Below are 16,338 nucleotides of genomic sequence, written 5' to 3'. Positions count from 1 at the left end.
TGCATGAAGTCGAGCGACCAGCGCGCATTGGCCCGCGCTTCGATCAGGATCGGGGCCCTTGTGCCAATGGCCTTGCGGCGCGCTTTGCGTTTACGCACCGTTAACCCTTCTTCGCGGTAGAGTGGTAGATGCGGTTGATCCCCGACGCCTCGCCTTCGCGCCGCAAGAGCACAAACAGACGCCTATACCCGAACCTGCGTCGTTCATTGGCCAGATCCCGCAGCCGACCGCGCAGCGCCGTGTCCGGCGCGCGCTGCGACTGGTAGCGCACCATCTTGCGGTCTGAACCGGCAATCTCGCACGCCCGCCGTTCCGATAGCCCGAGATGGGCCTTCAGATGCGCGACAGCCTCGCGCTTCACGGCGGGCGTCACCATTTTTTTGAAAGGAGTTCCTTCATCGCCGCCATGTCGAGCATCTGCTCGGCCAGGAGCCGCTTCAGCTTGGTGTTTTCATCCTCGAGCGCCTTCAGCCGCTTCGCCTCAGACACCGTCATTCCGGAATACTACGCCTTCCAGGCATGAAACGTCCCTTCCGACATCCCGTGCTTGCGGCAGGGAGCGTCCGGATCAAGTGCCGTCCTCCCGCTCCATGAGGGCCGCCAGCTTTTTTTGGCCCGGAGCTCCAGCATCGCTTCGCCGTAAGCCTCCTGGAGATCCTTCAACTGCTTCTCGTATTGCTCGCGGATGTCGCGCGGGTTGGCGCGGAGCGCCATCTTGGGGGCTTACGCGGCCGCACCGCGGCCACGGTCCCCTTCGATATCCATCCTCCGCTTGGCATCCTCGACCCATCCCTCGATCTCGGACGGCGAGAGATCATAGCACCGGCTGGCCTCGGCCACCGTGGTCTTCCCCTGGATGATCTCTACCACGAGCGCCGCCTTGCGCTTCGCCATCCACCGCTTGTTCGGGTCGTCCATCGTCACACTCATTGCTACCTTACTCCTTGTAGTATGAGCAGATTTTCACTGGGTCGATACAACCTCGTCTATCGGACCGCCCGCGCGTGGGCGTCGCGTCCAGATCGTACTGACGGTGTGACGCTTTCGGTGCCCGAGCCGAACGCGCCGGACACGCGCGCCATTCCCCCGCCCAATCAGTCGCTGACCAGCAGGCGAATCAAGTGTGCAAGATCCGAGGGGGTACAACTCCACAATCCCGCGCAGGCGCCGGCCTTGGCCGGCATGATCTCGACCGAGGAGGTTGCGGGAGCGGACGTGACACCGCTCTCTGGCGCATCTCGACCGGCACGAACCCGATCTCCTAGGAAAGGATCTCGCCCCGCAGCCGGAACTCGGCCCACTACGGCGCGGGAGGCGGGGTTTCACCGCGTATCGGCCCCCCGTGTGTCCTGAGGGGGCTGCCCAATATTGAAGCGATCCGCTGGTCCATGCAACCGGCGGGGTCGCCACCGTTTCCGGCCCGCTCTAAGGTCAGTCAACCAGTCGCACGGTTTCCACCGTGTTCCCGCAGGCTGTCGGGAGGCCGAGCCAGTCTTGCGGGAGCGTGGCTCGGGCGCGCCCGTGTCCGGGGGACGGGTAGTATCCGGCTCAGGCGAAGAGGGAGGCGAAATCCTGTCGGAGCAGGTTCTTCTGCACCTTCCCCATCGTGTTGCGCGGCAGCTCGGGGACGATGGCGATGTGCTTGGGCTGCTTGAACCGCGCAAGACTTTGCGCCATCGCAGCCTCGAGAGCGGCGCCATCGACCTCGGCCCCGGGCCGCGGCACGATCACCCCCACCACCGCCTCGCCGAAGTCCGGGTGGGGAACCCCGATCACCGCGCTCTCGAGAACGCCCGGCTGCTCGTCGAGCACCAGCTCGATCTCCTTGGGATAGACGTTGTAGCCCCCCGTGATGATGAGATCCTTCTGCCGGCCCACGATGCTCACATAGCCGTCCGGGTCGATCACGCCGATGTCGCCCGTGATGAAGAACCCGTCCTCGCGCAGCTCCTCGCGGGTCTTCTCGGGCATCTGCCAGTAGCCCTGGAAGACGTTCGGACCGCGCACCTCGATCATGCCGGGCTCGCCCTGCGGCAGGTCCTCTCCGGTGACGGGATCGGTGATCTTCAGCTCCACCCCCGGCAGAGGGCGGCCCACCGTGCCGGGCTTTCGGGCGCCGTCATAGGGGTTCGAGGTGCTCATGTTCGTCTCGGTCATGCCGTAGCGTTCGAGGATGCGGTGCCCGGTGCGCTCTTCGAACTGCACATGGGTCTCGGCCAGAAGCGGCGCCGAGCCCGAGGTGAAGAGGCGCATGTGCGCAACGAGGTCGCGGTCGAACCGGGGGTCATCCAGCAGACGCGTGTAGAAGGTCGGCACGCCCATCATGCTCGTCGCCCGCGGAAGCGCCGCGATCACCTGATCGATCTTGAACCCCGGCAGGAAGATCATCGACCCGCCCGAGCGCAGGACGACGTTGGTCGCGACGAACAGCCCGTGCGTGTGGAAGATCGGCAGGGCGTGAAGCAGCACGTCCCGCTCGGTGAAGCGCCATTCCTGCACCAGCACCTCGGCGTTCGAGAGCAGGTTCGACTGGCTCAGCATCGCCCCCTTGGAGCGGCCCGTGGTGCCGGAGGTGTAGAGGATCGCCGCCAGATCCCCGGCGGCGCGCCCGACCGGCGTGAAGCTCGGCCCCGCAAGGCGGGCCAGCTCGGTCAGGCTGCCCTCGCCTGCGGCATCCAGCGTCTCGAACCGGGCGCCGTGGCGGGCGGCGACGGGCGCGAGGGTCTCGGCGCGGGACGGATCGCCCACCAGGAGCGCGGCCTCGGCATTGCCGACGAAATAATCCACCTCGCCCGCGGTGTAGGCCGTGTTCAGCGGCAGGAACACCACCCCGGCCGACAGCGCCGCCAGATAGAGCGCAAGCGCCCGCGGGCTCTTGTCAATCTGCACCGCCATCCGGTCGCCCGGCTTCAGCCCCAGCCCCGCCAGCGCCGCAGCCAGCCCCATGGCCTTCGCGTGAAGCTCGGCCCCGGTCAGGCCGCGCCCCTCGGCGTCGAACAGGACGGGCGTGGTGCGCCGCGCCAGAGGGGCAACGAGTGCGTCGTAAAGCGGACTGGTCATGACTTTCTTCCTGTCGTGGAGCCCTGCGCAAGCAGGGATTGAACCTTCTTCGAGGCGGCGACGACCTTGCCGGTCAGGAAGCCCTCGGTGTTGGTCTCGACCTGCGAGAGGTCGTAGAGATAGTTGACCATCGCGCTGCAGGACTGGCGGAAGCCATTGGCCGAGACGTCGGCCAGCGCGTGGATCTCGTGCAGGAGCGCGCCGTTGCCAAGGTGGAAGCGCGCGACCGGATCGACCGGCAGCCCGTCCGGCCGCCGGGCCTGCAGCAGATATTCGGCGGTGAGGCGACGCAGGGTCTGGACCTCGGGGGCCATGGTCTCGGGATCGGCCGCGGCCCCGGCGGCCAGCAGCCGCGCGGCCTCGGGCCGGTCGGGTGCGATCCCGGCGAGCCACCGCGACAGGCCCGGCACCGGCGAGAGGGTGACGAAGCGGCGCAGCGCCGGCAGGTCACGGCGCAGTTCCTCGACCACCTGCTTGATCAGCGAGTTGCCGAAGGAGATGCCGCGCAGCCCCTCCTGGCAGTTCGAGATGGAATAGAACACCGCCGTGTCGCAATCGGCCGCGGGCAGCGGCGTGCGACCCTCGGCCAGCAGCGCCTGCACCGAGCCGGGCGTGCCCCTGCAGAGGGCCACCTCGACGAAGATCAGCGGCTCTTCGGGCATGGCGGGATGGAAGAAGGCAAAGCAGCGCCGGTCCGACGGCCTGAGCCGCCTTTGCAGGTCGTCCCAGTCGTTGATGGCGTGGACGGCCTCGTATTCGATGATCTTCTCGAGGATGTTGGCGGGGGTGCGCCAGTCGATGTGGCGCAGCACGAGAAAGCCGCGGTTGAACCAGCTGGAAAAGAGATGCTGGAAGTCGGCGTCGATCGCGGCCAGCTCGGGCGCCTCGGGCAAGAGGCGCAGCAGGTCGAGCCGCATCCGCACCAGCTCTTCCGTGGCGCCGGGCGCCTGGTTCATCCGGCGCAGCAGCTCCTGCCGGCGGGGCTCGGCCTCGCGGCAGAGGTCGGCCAGCGCCGACGGCCCGCCTCCGTCGCGGTAGCGTGTGGCCGCCGCGATCACCCGATCGGCATCCAGATCGAGCGCGGTGGCGAGATGGCGGAAGAAGTCCGCCCGCTCGTCGGCCCCCATCGCCCGGTAGTGCGAGAGGATGTCCCGCGCCAGGCGGACGCCCGACACCTCGCCCGGCGCCGAAAGCAGCGCCGCGCAGAGTTCCTCGACCGGCGTCCGGCTGGGCGCCGGCGCGCCAAGGGCATGCCGCTCGAACAGCGTGCCCATGAGATCAGCGAAGAAGGCGATGCGGCTCATGTCTTCTCCCTCAGAGCGGGCCCATCACCAGATCCGGCAGCCATGTGACCAGCTCGGGCACGATGCAGAGGATCACGATGGCCGCGATCATGCATCCGACGAAGGGTGCCGAGCCCCACAGGATCGTGCGGAGCGAGATGTTGGGCGAGATGGAATTGATGACGAACAGGTTCAGGCCCACCGGCGGAGTGATCAGCCCGATCTCCATGTTGATCGTCAGGATGATGGCGAACCAGTAGGGGTCGAACTGCGCGGCCTGCAGGATCGGCAGCAGGATCGGCGCCGTCATCAGGATCACCGCGACCGGCGGCAGGAAGAAGCCGGCCACCAGCAGGAAGAGGTTGATGAGCCCCATCAGCACCCAGCGGTTGACGTCCAGCGCGGCAATCCACTGCGCGATGGACTGGGTGATGAAGAGCGAGGACATCATGTAGGCAAAGACCCCAGCCGCGGCCATGATGAAGAGGATCATCACGCTCTCGCGGGTGCTGTCGCGCAGCACGCCCCAGATCGCCCGCGGCTTCCAGAGCCCGTAGATGACGATCGCCATCACGAGGCAGAGCACCGCGCCCACCGCCGCCGTCTCGGACGTCGTGGCGATGCCGCCATACATGGCGTAGAGCACGCCCGCGATCACCACGAGGAAGGGCACCACGCGGGGCAGGATCTCGAACCGTTCGCGCAGGCTGTAGTGGCGCGGCGACAGCACGGCCGTGTTGCCCGAACGCCAGGTGGCGAAGATGGCCCAGGCCATGAAGAGCAGGGTCAGAAGGAGCCCCGGGATGATCCCGGCCAGGAACAGCCGGCCGATCGAGGTCTCGGTCGCGATGCCATAGACGATCAGCGTGACCGAGGGCGGGATCAGGATGCCCAGCGTGCCGCCGGCCGCGATGGCGCCCGCGGCCACGCCGTCGGGATAGCCGCGCTTCTGCATCTCGGGGATGCCCATCTTGCCGATGGCCGCGCAGGTGGCCGGGCTCGAACCCGACATGGCCGCAAAGAGCGCGCAGGCCCCGAGGTTCGAGACCACCAGCCCGCCGGGCACGCGCGTCAGCCAGCGTTCGAGCGCCTCGAACAGGTCGGCCCCGGCGCGGGTCGAGGCGATGGCGGCCCCCATGATGATGAACATCGGGATCGACAGGATGGTGAAGCTGTTGAGATCGGCGAAGAAGATCTCGGGCATCATCTCGAGCGAGCGTGCCCCGTCGAAGATCAGCAGGAACACGGCCGAGACGATCAGCAGCCCCACGGCGACCGAGACGCCCGAGAACAGGACGATGATGGTGACGACGGCCACGAGAAGGCCGAGAACAAGCGGGTCCATCAATGGTCCTCGATGCCGAAGGGCGGCTCGGCGCCGGTGATGAGCCCCACCAGATCCGCCACCAGTTGCAGGATGAAGAGGCCGAAGCCCACGGGCATCGCCAGATAGGGCACCCACAGCGGCGCGGCCCACACGGTCGAGGACTTCCAGTTGCGGTCAAAGGCCTGATGCCAGACGTCGAACGCATACCAGGCCAGCACCGCCATCACGGCAATGGTCGAGATCAGCACGACATAGGCCAGCACGCGCCGCACGCGCCGCGGCAGCATGTGGGGCACGAGATCCACGTTCACATGCCCCCGCAGGCGCTGGACGTAGGGCAGGCCGACCGTCGTGGCCGCGATCATCAGGTAGATCACCGCCTCGGTCTGCCAGATCGTGGACTGGTTCAGCACCGCACGGACGAGGATCATGTGGCAGGTCACGAACAGCGCGATCACCGTGAAGGCCGCGGCGGTCCAGCCGCAGACCGTCGAGATGGCATGGACCGTTCGGATGAAGGCATTGCCGCCCGACCGGGCCGGCGCTGCCGCAAGGGTTCCGGACATCGAGTCACTCCGGGTCAGAAGGGGCCGGGGCCCGGCGGGCGGGGCGGCGCGAGGCCGCCCCGCGGCGGATCATTCGACCGAAAGGGCCATGTCCAGCAGCTTCTGCCCGTCCGGCACCTGCTCGACAAAGAGGCGGTAGGACGAGCTTTCGGCCAGCGTCCGCCAGGCGTCAAAATCCTCCTGCGTCATCTCGGCGATCTCGACGCCCGCCTCGCGGAACACCTCGATCGAGGCCGCATCCTCCTTCTTGGCCTCTTCGAAATAGTAGGCCTCGGCCCGCTCGGAGGCCGCACGCAGCGCCTCCTGCTGCTCGGGCGAGAGCCGCTCGAAGGTGGTCTTGTTGATCAGGATCGGCTGGTACATGAACCACAGCGCGACGTCCGAGGCCGGCGTGTAGCACTTGGCCAGCTCCTGGAGGCGGAACGAGACGAAGGACGAGGACGAGGTGTTCAGCGCCTGAAGCACGTTCTGCTGCATGGCGTTGTAGGTCTCGGACGAGGGCATGGACGAGATCGAGGCCCCTGCGGCCTGCAGCATCTCCTCAAAGCCCTTGCCGGCGGCGCGCACGGTCTTGCCCTGCACATGCTCGGGGCGGGTGATGCACTCGCCCGTGCTGGCGAAGCCACCGGCCAGATAGCCGCGCACGAGGGTCATCGCGTCATCCTCGTTCAGCAGCCGCTCGATCTCCTCCATGAAGGGAGAATCGTTCACCCGCGCGGCGTGGTCGTGGCTCTTGATCAGGCCGGGCATCAGGGTGAGGTTGTATTCGGGCCGCTGGCCGCCCGCATAGGACAGGGGCAGCACCGTCATGTCGAGCTGACCGCGGGTCAGCGGCACATACTGCTCGGTCGCCTTGAAGAGCGACCCCGACGGGAAGATGCGGATCGACAGATCCACATCGGCCGCGGCCACATCGTCGGCCACCATCTGCGCCACGCGGTGACGCAGGTCTCCGGGTGCGAACTGGTGCGACAGGCGCAGCTCTTCGGCGCTGACCGCGCCGACACAGAGGGGTAGCGCGGCCAGTGCCGCGATCTTGGCTAGTTTCATCGGAAACCTCCTCCCAAAGGCATCGAAATAGGACATATGCACGCAGGTTGTCGTTGAATGTATGACAGGTCAAGCGTATTGTATGCAAGAACCTTATTTCATGGATACAGCTAATGGCTGATGTCACGGTGGACCGCCGGACGGACCAGATCCGCGAGGCGCTCGAAGAGATGATCGTCGAAGGACATTTCGCCGATGGGGCGAGGCTGGACGAAGTCAGCCTGGCCGAGCGGTTCAAGGTGTCGCGAACGCCCCTGCGCGAGGCGTTCCAGGCGCTGGCGGCCTCAGGCCTCGTGGAGCTGCGCCACCGTCGCGGCGCCTTCGTGCGCTATCCCGCGCTCGAGGATGTGGTCGAGATGTTCGACGTGATGGCCGAGATCGAGGCGCTCTGCGGGCGCTACGCCGCCCGGCGCATGGCGGCCGAGGATCAGGCGGCGATCGAGGCGGCGCTTCTGGCCTGCGAGGCCGCGGCCGAACGGCAGGAGATCGAGGCCTACTACCGCGCGAACCACGATTTCCACCATCTGATCTACCGCGCCTCGGGCAACCGCTTCCTTGCGGGCGAGGCCGACCGGCTGCACCGCCGGCTCAAGCCCTTCCGCCGATTGCAGTTGCGCGTGCGCGGGCGCATGGCCGAGAGCCTGCGCCAGCATCGGGCGATCTTCGCTGCCCTTGTGGCCGGCGATGCCGAGGGGGTGACGGCCGTGATGCGCGAGCACATTGCCGTGCAGGGCGACCGCTTCAACGATCTGGCTGCCAACTACCGCTCGGCCACACGAGGCCGCCGGGTCGCGTGATCGCTCAGGCGCGGGCGGCCCTCGCCTCCCTGGCCGCCGCGCGGGCGGCGTAACGCTGCGCCAGCATCGCGCAGGCCATCAGCTGGATCTGGTGGAACAGCATCAGCGGCAGGACGATGGCCCCGATTGTCGCGGCCGGGAAGATCGCGTTCGCCATGGGCACCCCGCTGGCCAGGCTCTTCTTCGAGCCGCAGAAGACAATGGCGATCTCGTCCTCACGCGCGAAGCCGAGCTTGCGGCTCACCAGCAGGCTGATCCCCAGCGCCAAGGCCAGAAGCAGCACATCGAGCGCCAGAACCACGCCGATGTCGCGCAGCGAGAAGTCGTTCCAGACGCCCTCGACCATGGCGTGACTGAAGGCGAGATAGACCACCATCAGGATCGAACCGCGATCCACCGGCATCAGCAGCTTCTTGCGCGCGCGCAGCCAGCCGCCGATCCAGGGTTGCAGCAGCTGCCCCAGCAGGAAGGGCGCGAGCAGCTGAAGCAGGATCTTGACCACGGCATCGCCCGAGATCCCGCCCCCGCCGCCCACCGTGAAGAGCAGGCCGACAAGGAAGGGCGAGATCACCACGCCAAGGATGTTCGACAGCGAGGCCGCGCAGACCGCAGCCGGCACGTTGCCTCCGGCGATGGCGGTGAAGGCGATGGAGCTTTGCACCGTCGAGGGCAGCAGGCAGAGGTAGAGCAGGCCGAGATAGAGCCCGTGCGGAAGCAGCGTCTCGGGCACCAGCCCCAGCGCCAGCCCGAGCGCGGGAAACAGCAGGAAGGTGAGCCCGAGGATCACCAGTTGCAGCCGCCAGTGCAGGAAGCCCGCCCGCACCGTCGCCGCCTCGAGCCGGGCGCCGTGCAGGAAGAACAGCAAGGCAATCGCAAGGTCGGTGGCAAGCCCGAACCCCTCGGCAAAGCCCCCGCGCGCGGGCAGCAGCGAGGCGATCAACACTGCGGCGGTGATGAGCAAGGTGAAGTTGTCGGGCAGGTATCTTCGCACGGCGACCTCCGGGATGGCACGGCTTTCCCTTTTGTGCTATCGCTCATCCGAATACAAAGGATAACGCTTATCGGATTATGCGATAGATGCTGGACCTTGGGCAGCTGCGCAGTTTCCTGGCCGTGCACGACACCGCCAGCTTCAGCCTTGCCGCGACGCGGCTGGGGCTGGCGCAATCGACGGTGAGCCAGCATGTGCGCCGGCTCGAGGATCATCTGGGCCGCCGCCTGTTCGACCGCGACACGCACCGTGTCGCCCCCACTGCGGCCGGCGAGATGCTGCTGGCCGAGGCCCGCGCCCTTCTCGACATCAGCGACCGGCTCGAAGCCCAGTTCCTGCAGAGCCGGCTGCGCGGGCGGCTGCGCTTCGGACTGTCGGAAGACATGGTGAACGGGCCCCTGCCCTCGATCCTGCGCGGTTTTTCCGCGGCCAATCCCTCGGTCGATCTGGAGCTGACGGTCGCCCTGTCGGCCGCGCTCTTTGCCGAACAGGAGATGGGACGCATCGATCTCGTGCTGGCCAAGCGGCGGCTGGGCGAGAAGCGCGGCCATGTCGTCGCGCGCGAACCGCTGGTCTGGCTGGCTCGCGACCCCGATCTGGTGGCCCGGCGGCGGCCGCTGCCGCTGATCTCGTTCCCGGCCCCCAGCATCACCCGTGCGGCCGCACTCGATGCGCTGGAACAGGCGCAGCTTCCCTGGCTGATCAGCTGCACCTGCTCGTCGCTGAGCGGGCTGACGGCGGCGGCACGGGCGGGCATGGGCGTCTTCGTGCAGCCGCGCGGGCTGACGCCCGAGGGGCTGCGCGAGGTGCCGGCCGACATGCTGCCGCCGCTCGAGACGGTGGAGTTCGTGCTGGTCGAACGGCGCGGCGGGGACCGGGCGCTGATGGCCGCCCTCACGCGCGAGATCCTGCGCCAGACCGGGCGTCAGCCGCCAGCGCCCGCGGCGCGCTGAGCCCTCAGCGTGTCATGCCCAGCCGCCGGATCTGCCGGTGCACCGTCGAGCGGTTTACGCCCATCCGCCGCGCCGTCTCGGAGATGTTCCCGCCGGTCTGCCGCAAAAGCTGGGCCAGCACGGCGCCCTCGGCCTCGGGCCGGCGCGGCGGCGCGGCGTTCAGCGGCGGCGGCAGATCCTCCACCCGCACGACCGGCCCCTCGACCGTGGCGCGCAGCGTTGCCGCCAGGTGCGACAGCTCGCGCAGGTTGCCGGGCCAGCCGTGGGCAGCCAGCACGGCCAGCGCCTCGGCCGAGAAGGACAGCTCTGCCCCCTCGGCCGCCAGTGCGCGTTCGGCCAGCCACAGCCGGTCGGCCCGGTCGCGCAGCGCCGGCAGACGCAGCCGCGGGCCCAGCCGATGCACGAGATCGGCGCGCAGACCCGGCGCCTCATGCGCAAGGGTCGAGATCAGCCGCAGCCGGGCGGGCACCGGCCGCACAGCCCCCACCGGAAGATAGGTTCCCTCGGCCGCCAACCGCATGAGACGGGCCTGCACCCGCGGCCCAAGCTCTTCGACCCGGTGCAGCACCAGCGTCCCGCCCTCGGCCGCCGCGATCAGCCCCTGATCGGTGCGCCGCGCCGCAGCCCGGCCAAAGAGCAGCGCCTCGTCATCTCCCACCTCGGCGCAATGGACGACGACGAGGGGCCCCGTGCCCCCCGCGTCGTGGATCGCCCGCGCGAGCGTCAGCTTGCCCGCCCCCGTCTCGCCCTCGATCGAGATCGGCAGCGGCCGGACCGCCAGCGCCGCGGCCGCCCGCAGCAGCGCCGTCATCGAGGGATCGTCCCCCGCAAGCCCCCTCAGCGCGGGCGAAAGCTGGCCCCTCGCCGCGGGCATCTTCATCGGAAGGCGCCGGGGCTCGATCGCGTGGGCAAAGAGGCGGTGGCCGTCGCGGGTTTCGATGAACCTCTCGGCGGCCGGACGCTGCCGGGTGAGCGCCTCGAGCCGCTCCGTCGTGAGGTTCAGGAAATCCGGCAGCGGACGGCCGATCAGATCGCCCGCCCGCCGCCAGTCGCACCCCGTCGCCCGCGCCAGAATCCGTGCCGCCCCATGCGTCATGCCCAGCACCCGGCCCGAGCCGTCGAGCGACAGCGCCGCCTCGGGATCGACATCGAGAAACTCGGGCGAGCGCGACAGGCGCAGCACCCACTCGCGGCGGTTCTCGGCCATCAGGTTCGCCATCTCGATCCGCCGCGCCGAGGCCTGCACGAGGTTCAGCGCCAGCGACTGGCTGGCCTTCGCCCGCGGCGAGCAGAGAAGCGAGATGTCGAGCACCGCCGTCAGCCGTCCCGCTGTGTCATAGATCGGGGCGGCGGTGCAGGAGAGGCCCGTGTGGGTGCTGTCGAAATGGTCGGTCTGATGGATCACCAGCGCCTCCCCCGTCTCGATGCAGGCCCCGAGCGCGCATGTGCCCGCCCTCTCCTCGGACCATTCGGCGCCGAGCCACAGGCCGCTCTGGCGCAGCGCCTGCTTGTGCGCCTCGTCGCCCAGATACTCGACCGTCACCCCGGCGCGATCGGCCAGCAGCAGCACATAATTCTGGCCCGCCACCAGCGCGTAGAGATTCTCGATCCCCGAGCGCGCGATGGCGATCAGATCCTCGGATCGCTGGCGATGTTCGCGCAGCGCCGCCTCGGGCAGGATGTAGGCCTCGGAACGGGCGGCCGGGTTCAGCCGGTGCTTGGTCAGGCACCGCATCCAGCTCTCGACCACCGCCGCGTCCCGCGCCGAACTCCGGCCCTCGGCCACGGCCTCGATCTCGCGCACATGGTTCAGGTGCAGGTCCATCGCATCCTCCCCTTTCCGCTCGCCCCTCCCGGCGTGCGGCGCGCGGATCGTAGCAGGCCCCACCCCGTCCGCGAACCGAGGCTTTAGGCGGGGGCCCCGCGGCTACGGCCACAGGTGTTGCACGCGGTGCAACACCCCTGCCGGGCAAGTGCCTGAAAACATGACTTCGGGATTTGTCGTTTGGCGAAGGGCCCGGCCGCCGCATCATCGTGCCATCGAACAAAAGGGAGGAACCGAATGCTCGACAACAGCGAAAACCTGGCGCTTGCCGCGCTGGTCGCGGAACTGGAGCGTGCGCTCGTGGCGCAGGATGCCGAGGCGGTGGCCGACTGCTTCCTCGAGACCGGCTTCTGGCGCGATCTGGCGGCCTTCACCTGGAACATCAAGACCTGCGAGGGCAAGGGTCAGATCGGCGACATGGCCGCGGCGCAGCTTGCCGCCATTGCCCCGCAGGCGCTGGCGCTGGATCCCGGTGAGCTGGTGACGGCGGCGGATGGGGTCACGGAGGGCTGGCTGACCTTCGAGACGGCGACGGGGCGCGGCACCGGCCATATCCGCATGAAGGACGGCAAGGTCTGGACGCTGCTGACCGCGCTGCACGAGCTGAAGGGCCACGAGGAGCCGCGCCGCCTGCGTCGCCCGATGGGCGCCGAGCATGGCCATGATGCGAACCGCAAGACCTGGAAGGAGAAGCGCGAGGACGAGGCGAAGCGGCTGGGCACCGAGGAGCAGCCCTATGTGCTGATCATCGGCGGCGGCCAGGGCGGCATCGCGCTCGGCGCCCGGCTGCGGCAGCTCGGCGTGCCCACCATCATCGTCGAGAAGAACGAGCGGCCCGGCGACAGCTGGCGGCGGCGCTACAAGTCGCTCTGCCTGCACGACCCGGTCTGGTATGACCACCTGCCCTACATCCCCTTCCCGGACAACTGGCCGGTCTTCGCGCCCAAGGACAAGATCGGCGACTGGCTCGAGATGTACACCAAGGTCATGGAGCTGAACTACTGGTCCTCGACCACGGCGAAATCCGCGCGCTACGACGAGGCGGCGCAGGAATGGACCGTGGTGGTGGACCGTAACGGCGAGGAGATCACGCTGCGGCCGAAACAGCTGGTGCTGGCCACCGGCATGTCCGGCAAGCCCAACGTGCCGGTGATCCCCGGACAGGACATCTTCCGGGGCGAGCAGCAGCATTCGAGCCAGCACCCCGGCCCCGACGCCTATCGGGGCAAGAAGGTGGTGGTGATCGGCTCCAACAACTCGGCGCACGACATCTGCGCCGCGCTCTGGGAGGGCGGAGCGGACGTCACGATGGTGCAGCGCTCCTCGACCCATATCGTGAAGTCGGACAGCCTGATGGAGGTCTGCCTCTCGGGTCTCTATTCCGAACAGGCGGTGGCGAACGGCATCGACCACGAGAAGGCCGACATGATCTTCGCCTCGGTCCCCTACCGGATCATGGCCGACTTCCACGTCCCGCAATATGAGGAGATCAAGCGCCGCGACGCCGACTTCTACGCGGCGCTGGAAAAGGCGGGCTTCATGCTCGACTTCGGCGACGACGGCTCGGGGCTGTTCATGAAATACCTGCGCCGCGGCTCGGGCTATTACATCGATGTCGGCGCCTGCGATCTGGTGATTGACGGCTCGATCAAGCTGAAGTCGGGCTCGGACGTGAGCCATCTGACCGAAAACTCGGTCGTGCTGAAGGACGGGACCGAGCTTCCGGCCGATCTGGTGGTCTATGCCACCGGCTATGGCTCGATGAACGGCTGGGCGGCGGACCTGATCAGCCCCGAGGTGGCCGACAAGGTCGGCAAGTGCTGGGGTCTGGGGTCGGACACGACGAAGGACCCCGGCCCGTGGGAGGGCGAGCAGCGCAACATGTGGAAGCCCACGATGCAGGAGGGGCTCTGGTTCCACGGCGGCAACCTGCACCAGTCGCGGCACTATTCGCGCTACCTGTCATTGCAGCTGAAGGCGCGGCAGGCGGGCATCCCTACCCGGGTCTGGGGCCTGACGCCGCCGCATCATCTGAAGTGATCCGCCCGCGTCAGTCGAGATGAACCGGCGCTGGCGGAGAGACCTCTCTTCGCCAGCCCGCGACCAGCCCTTCGAATTCGGCCACCGGCACGGGCGGGCCGAAGAGGAAGCCCTGCGCCTGATCGCATCCCTCGTGGATCAGCCAGTCGCACTGGAACCCGGTCTCCACCCCCTCGGCCACCGTCCGCAGCCCGAGGGCGCGACCCATCGCAAGCACCGCGCGAACGATGGCCTCGGCCCCGTCACGCCCGGTTCCGATCTGCGCCACGAAGCTGCGGTCAATCTTGAGTTCGCTCAGCGCCAGCCGGTGCAGGTAGCCCAGCGAGGAGTAGCCGGTCCCGAAGTCATCCACCGAGAGCGGGATGCCGGCCGATGTCAGGCGGTTGAGGTTGCTGCGGGTGACGTGACTGGTCTCGAGCAGCGAGCCCTCGGTGATCTCGATCCCGACGCGCGCGGGCGGGATCGTCAGCCGGTCGAGCTTGCCGAGGAAACAGTCGGCGAAGCCCTCGGACGCGAGCGTCTCGGCCGAGATGTTGACGAAGACCGGCAGGTGAAGCCCCTTGTCGCGCCACCGCTCCAGCAGCTCGCAGAGCAGGTCGGTCACATGCTGGTCGAGCGAGCGGATCAGGCCACAGCTTTCGGCCACGGGGATGAAGCGCGCGGGGCTGATGCTGCCAAGTTCCGGGTCGTTCCAGCGCAGAAGCGCCTCGGCCCCCACGATCGGGCGCCCCTCCGAGAGGGCGACCTTGGGCTGGAGGTGAAGCTCCAGGTGCCGCTGCCTGATCGCGCGCTGCAACCCCTGGCCCAGGATGCCGAGTTGGGAACTCTGCTCGCGCAGGGCCGCATCGAACCGGACGCACTGGTTGCGCCCCTTCGCCTTGGCCGCATACATGGCCAGATCGGCATTGCGGACCATCGTGTCGGCATCCGTCGCATCCTCGGGAAACAGGCTGACCCCGAAGCTGGCGGTCAGGTAGAAGATGTTGCCCTCGACGGTGACGGGCTGCTCGATCTCGCGGACGAGCGAGGCCACCATGTCCTCGATGCTGTCGTCCGCCGCGAGGGGGACGAGCACGGTGAACTCGTCACCCCCGATCCGCGCGACGGTGCTTTCCGGCGGGACGGCCGCCCCCAGCTTGCGCCCGACGTCGAGGATCACCCGGTCACCGACGAAATGGCCGAAACGGTCGTTGATCTGCTTGAAATTGTCGAGGTCGATGAAGATCAGCGCCAGACGCCCCCTGTGCCGCACCGCCGCCTCGAGGCATTCGCGGAACAGAACCCGGTTGGGCAGCCGCGTCATGGGATCGTGCAGCGCCTGATACAGGGCATCCTCGGCCGCGGCGCCGAGCGTCCGCTCGGCCTCGATCTGTTCGGTCACGTCGGTGAAGGCCGCAACCACGCGCACCCGGCTGTCGCCCTGCTCGACCGGCGCCACATTGACCGACAGCACCCGCGCGCCCTTTTGCGGGTGCTGCACGCCCAGCCGGAGGTCGCGCAGCACCTTGTTCTCGGTGGCCGCCCGCATGACCGGATACCGGCTCAGCGGCAGTTCGGCCCCATCGCCGTCCGAGATGCCCCAGCCGGGATCGTCGAAGGTGCGGCCGACAAGCTGCTCGGCCGGTGTGCCGAGAACTGCTTCGGCCTCGCGGTTGGCGAAGATGACCCGGTTCGTCCCGTCGAAGGCCAGAACGGCCGAAACGCTGGTCTCCATCACGCGGCGAAGCAGGTTCCGCTCGACCTGCAGCTCGTCCTCGAGCGCCTTGCGCCGCGAGATGTCCATGTGGACGCCCGACATCAGCACCGGCGTGCCGTCCGCCGCAAAGCCCGTGACGCGGCCGCGCGACATGATCCAGACCCAGTGTCCCTGCCTGTGCCGGAGTCGGATCTCGTTGGCGAGGACGTGGTTGCCCTCGGCGAACTGCCGGTCATGCTTTTCCCGCATTCGCGCCAGATCGTCGGGGTGAACGATCCGGTTCCAGACATCGATCGTCACCGGCTCGATCTCGGAGCGGCTGTAGCCGATCATCTCGGCCCAGCGGTCGTTGATGAGGATGATCCCCGTTCCGAGGTCGAACTGCCACGTTCCAACCTCGCCGCCGCGGATGACATCCGCCAGCCGCCGTTCCGCCTCGGTCAGGCGGGCGTTCGAGGCGGAAAGCTCGCCCCACGCACTCCTCAGCGCGAGGTAAAGCACCAGCGACGAGGCGGTGATGAACCCCAGCCCCTTGTAGGTCTGCACCGCATGGTGGGCGGCCGGATTCTCCGCCAGCAGCGCCACGGCCTTGTCGCTGAAGAGGATCCAGAGCGCACTGACACTGGCATAGACGGCGGCGACGAATTCCGGCGCTCTTCGCGTCAGGGCGGGCATGAACTTCATCGAGGGCATCCGTGAACTGGCCCCCGTTTCGACCGGACACTTGGGCATAACCATGGAGGCTCAGGC

At 68.1% G+C, this 16,338-nt stretch carries 12 protein-coding genes and 1 pseudogene; 3 read left to right on the top strand and 10 right to left on the bottom strand.

Annotated elements, in window-relative coordinates; translation table 11 throughout:
• The 7 genes and pseudogenes from FG154_RS18810 to dctP form a co-directional block, all read right to left on the bottom strand.
• A pseudogene (locus FG154_RS18810) lies at positions 1 to 555 on the bottom strand (transposase); the annotation flags it as partial.
• Positions 556 to 723: 168 nt separating this feature from the next.
• Positions 724 to 930, bottom strand: a complete 207-nt coding sequence (locus tag FG154_RS21570) for a DUF1153 domain-containing protein (protein WP_246100441.1) — start codon at positions 928 to 930, stop codon at positions 724 to 726.
• 618 nt (positions 931 to 1,548) lie between these two features.
• The gene (locus FG154_RS18795; protein WP_145111260.1) at positions 1,549 to 3,060 is read right to left on the bottom strand and encodes a malonate--CoA ligase; all 1,512 of its coding nucleotides are present in this window, start codon (positions 3,058 to 3,060) and stop codon (positions 1,549 to 1,551) included.
• Entirely contained in the window at positions 3,057 to 4,364 is a 1,308-nt protein-coding gene (locus tag FG154_RS18790; RefSeq protein ID WP_186312441.1) for a malonyl-CoA decarboxylase domain-containing protein, read from the bottom strand. Before FG154_RS18790 ends, FG154_RS18795 begins: the two co-directional genes overlap by 4 nt.
• A 10-nt stretch (positions 4,365 to 4,374) precedes the next feature.
• Positions 4,375 to 5,688 carry a TRAP transporter large permease gene (locus FG154_RS18785; protein WP_145111257.1) on the bottom strand — a complete coding sequence of 438 codons (1,314 nt, stop codon included), beginning with the start codon at positions 5,686 to 5,688 and terminating at the stop codon, positions 4,375 to 4,377.
• The gene (locus FG154_RS18780; RefSeq protein ID WP_145111254.1) at positions 5,688 to 6,236 is read right to left on the bottom strand and encodes a TRAP transporter small permease; all 549 of its coding nucleotides are present in this window, start codon (positions 6,234 to 6,236) and stop codon (positions 5,688 to 5,690) included. Before FG154_RS18780 ends, FG154_RS18785 begins: the two co-directional genes overlap by 1 nt.
• 69 nt (positions 6,237 to 6,305) lie before the next feature.
• On the bottom strand, positions 6,306 to 7,286 hold the full coding sequence (dctP, locus tag FG154_RS18775) for a TRAP transporter substrate-binding protein DctP (protein ID WP_145111251.1): 981 nt from the start codon (positions 7,284 to 7,286) through the stop codon (positions 6,306 to 6,308).
• Between the two features lie 113 nt (positions 7,287 to 7,399).
• Between dctP and FG154_RS18770 the strand changes: the two genes are divergently transcribed.
• Positions 7,400 to 8,083 (top strand): GntR family transcriptional regulator, encoded by a 684-nt coding sequence (locus FG154_RS18770; RefSeq protein ID WP_145111248.1) that lies wholly within the window; start codon positions 7,400 to 7,402, stop codon positions 8,081 to 8,083.
• 4 nt (positions 8,084 to 8,087) lie between these two features.
• Here FG154_RS18770 and FG154_RS18765 read toward each other — a convergent pair whose 3' ends face one another.
• Positions 8,088 to 9,074 carry a bile acid:sodium symporter family protein gene (locus tag FG154_RS18765; RefSeq protein ID WP_145111246.1) on the bottom strand — a complete coding sequence of 329 codons (987 nt, stop codon included), beginning with the start codon at positions 9,072 to 9,074 and terminating at the stop codon, positions 8,088 to 8,090.
• A gap of 86 nt (positions 9,075 to 9,160) precedes the next feature.
• On the opposite strand from FG154_RS18765, the gene FG154_RS18760 reads away from it, so the two are divergent.
• Positions 9,161 to 10,027, top strand: coding sequence for a LysR family transcriptional regulator (locus FG154_RS18760; protein ID WP_145111243.1), 867 nt, complete (start codon positions 9,161 to 9,163; stop codon positions 10,025 to 10,027).
• A 4-nt stretch (positions 10,028 to 10,031) separates the two neighbouring features.
• On the opposite strand, the gene FG154_RS18755 is transcribed toward FG154_RS18760, so the two are convergent.
• Entirely contained in the window at positions 10,032 to 11,852 is a 1,821-nt protein-coding gene (locus FG154_RS18755; RefSeq protein ID WP_145111240.1) for a sigma-54-dependent Fis family transcriptional regulator, read from the bottom strand.
• Between the two features lie 237 nt (positions 11,853 to 12,089).
• Here FG154_RS18755 and FG154_RS18750 point away from each other — a divergent pair, with 237 nt between their 5' ends.
• A complete protein-coding gene (locus FG154_RS18750) occupies positions 12,090 to 13,892 on the top strand; it encodes a flavin-containing monooxygenase (RefSeq protein ID WP_145111236.1) in 1,803 nt (600 codons plus the stop codon).
• Between the two features lie 10 nt (positions 13,893 to 13,902).
• Here the strand turns inward: FG154_RS18750 and FG154_RS18745 are convergent, their stop codons facing one another.
• The gene (locus tag FG154_RS18745) at positions 13,903 to 16,272 is read right to left on the bottom strand and encodes a putative bifunctional diguanylate cyclase/phosphodiesterase (RefSeq protein ID WP_246100439.1); all 2,370 of its coding nucleotides are present in this window, start codon (positions 16,270 to 16,272) and stop codon (positions 13,903 to 13,905) included.
• Positions 16,273 to 16,338: the final 66 nt, after the last annotated feature.

Source organism: Cereibacter sediminicola (assembly GCF_007668225.1).
GTDB lineage: Bacteria > Pseudomonadota > Alphaproteobacteria > Rhodobacterales > Rhodobacteraceae > Cereibacter_A > Cereibacter_A azotoformans.
The sequence above is the reverse complement of the archived record's forward strand: the minus strand, read 5'-3'. Positions and strand labels throughout refer to the sequence as shown.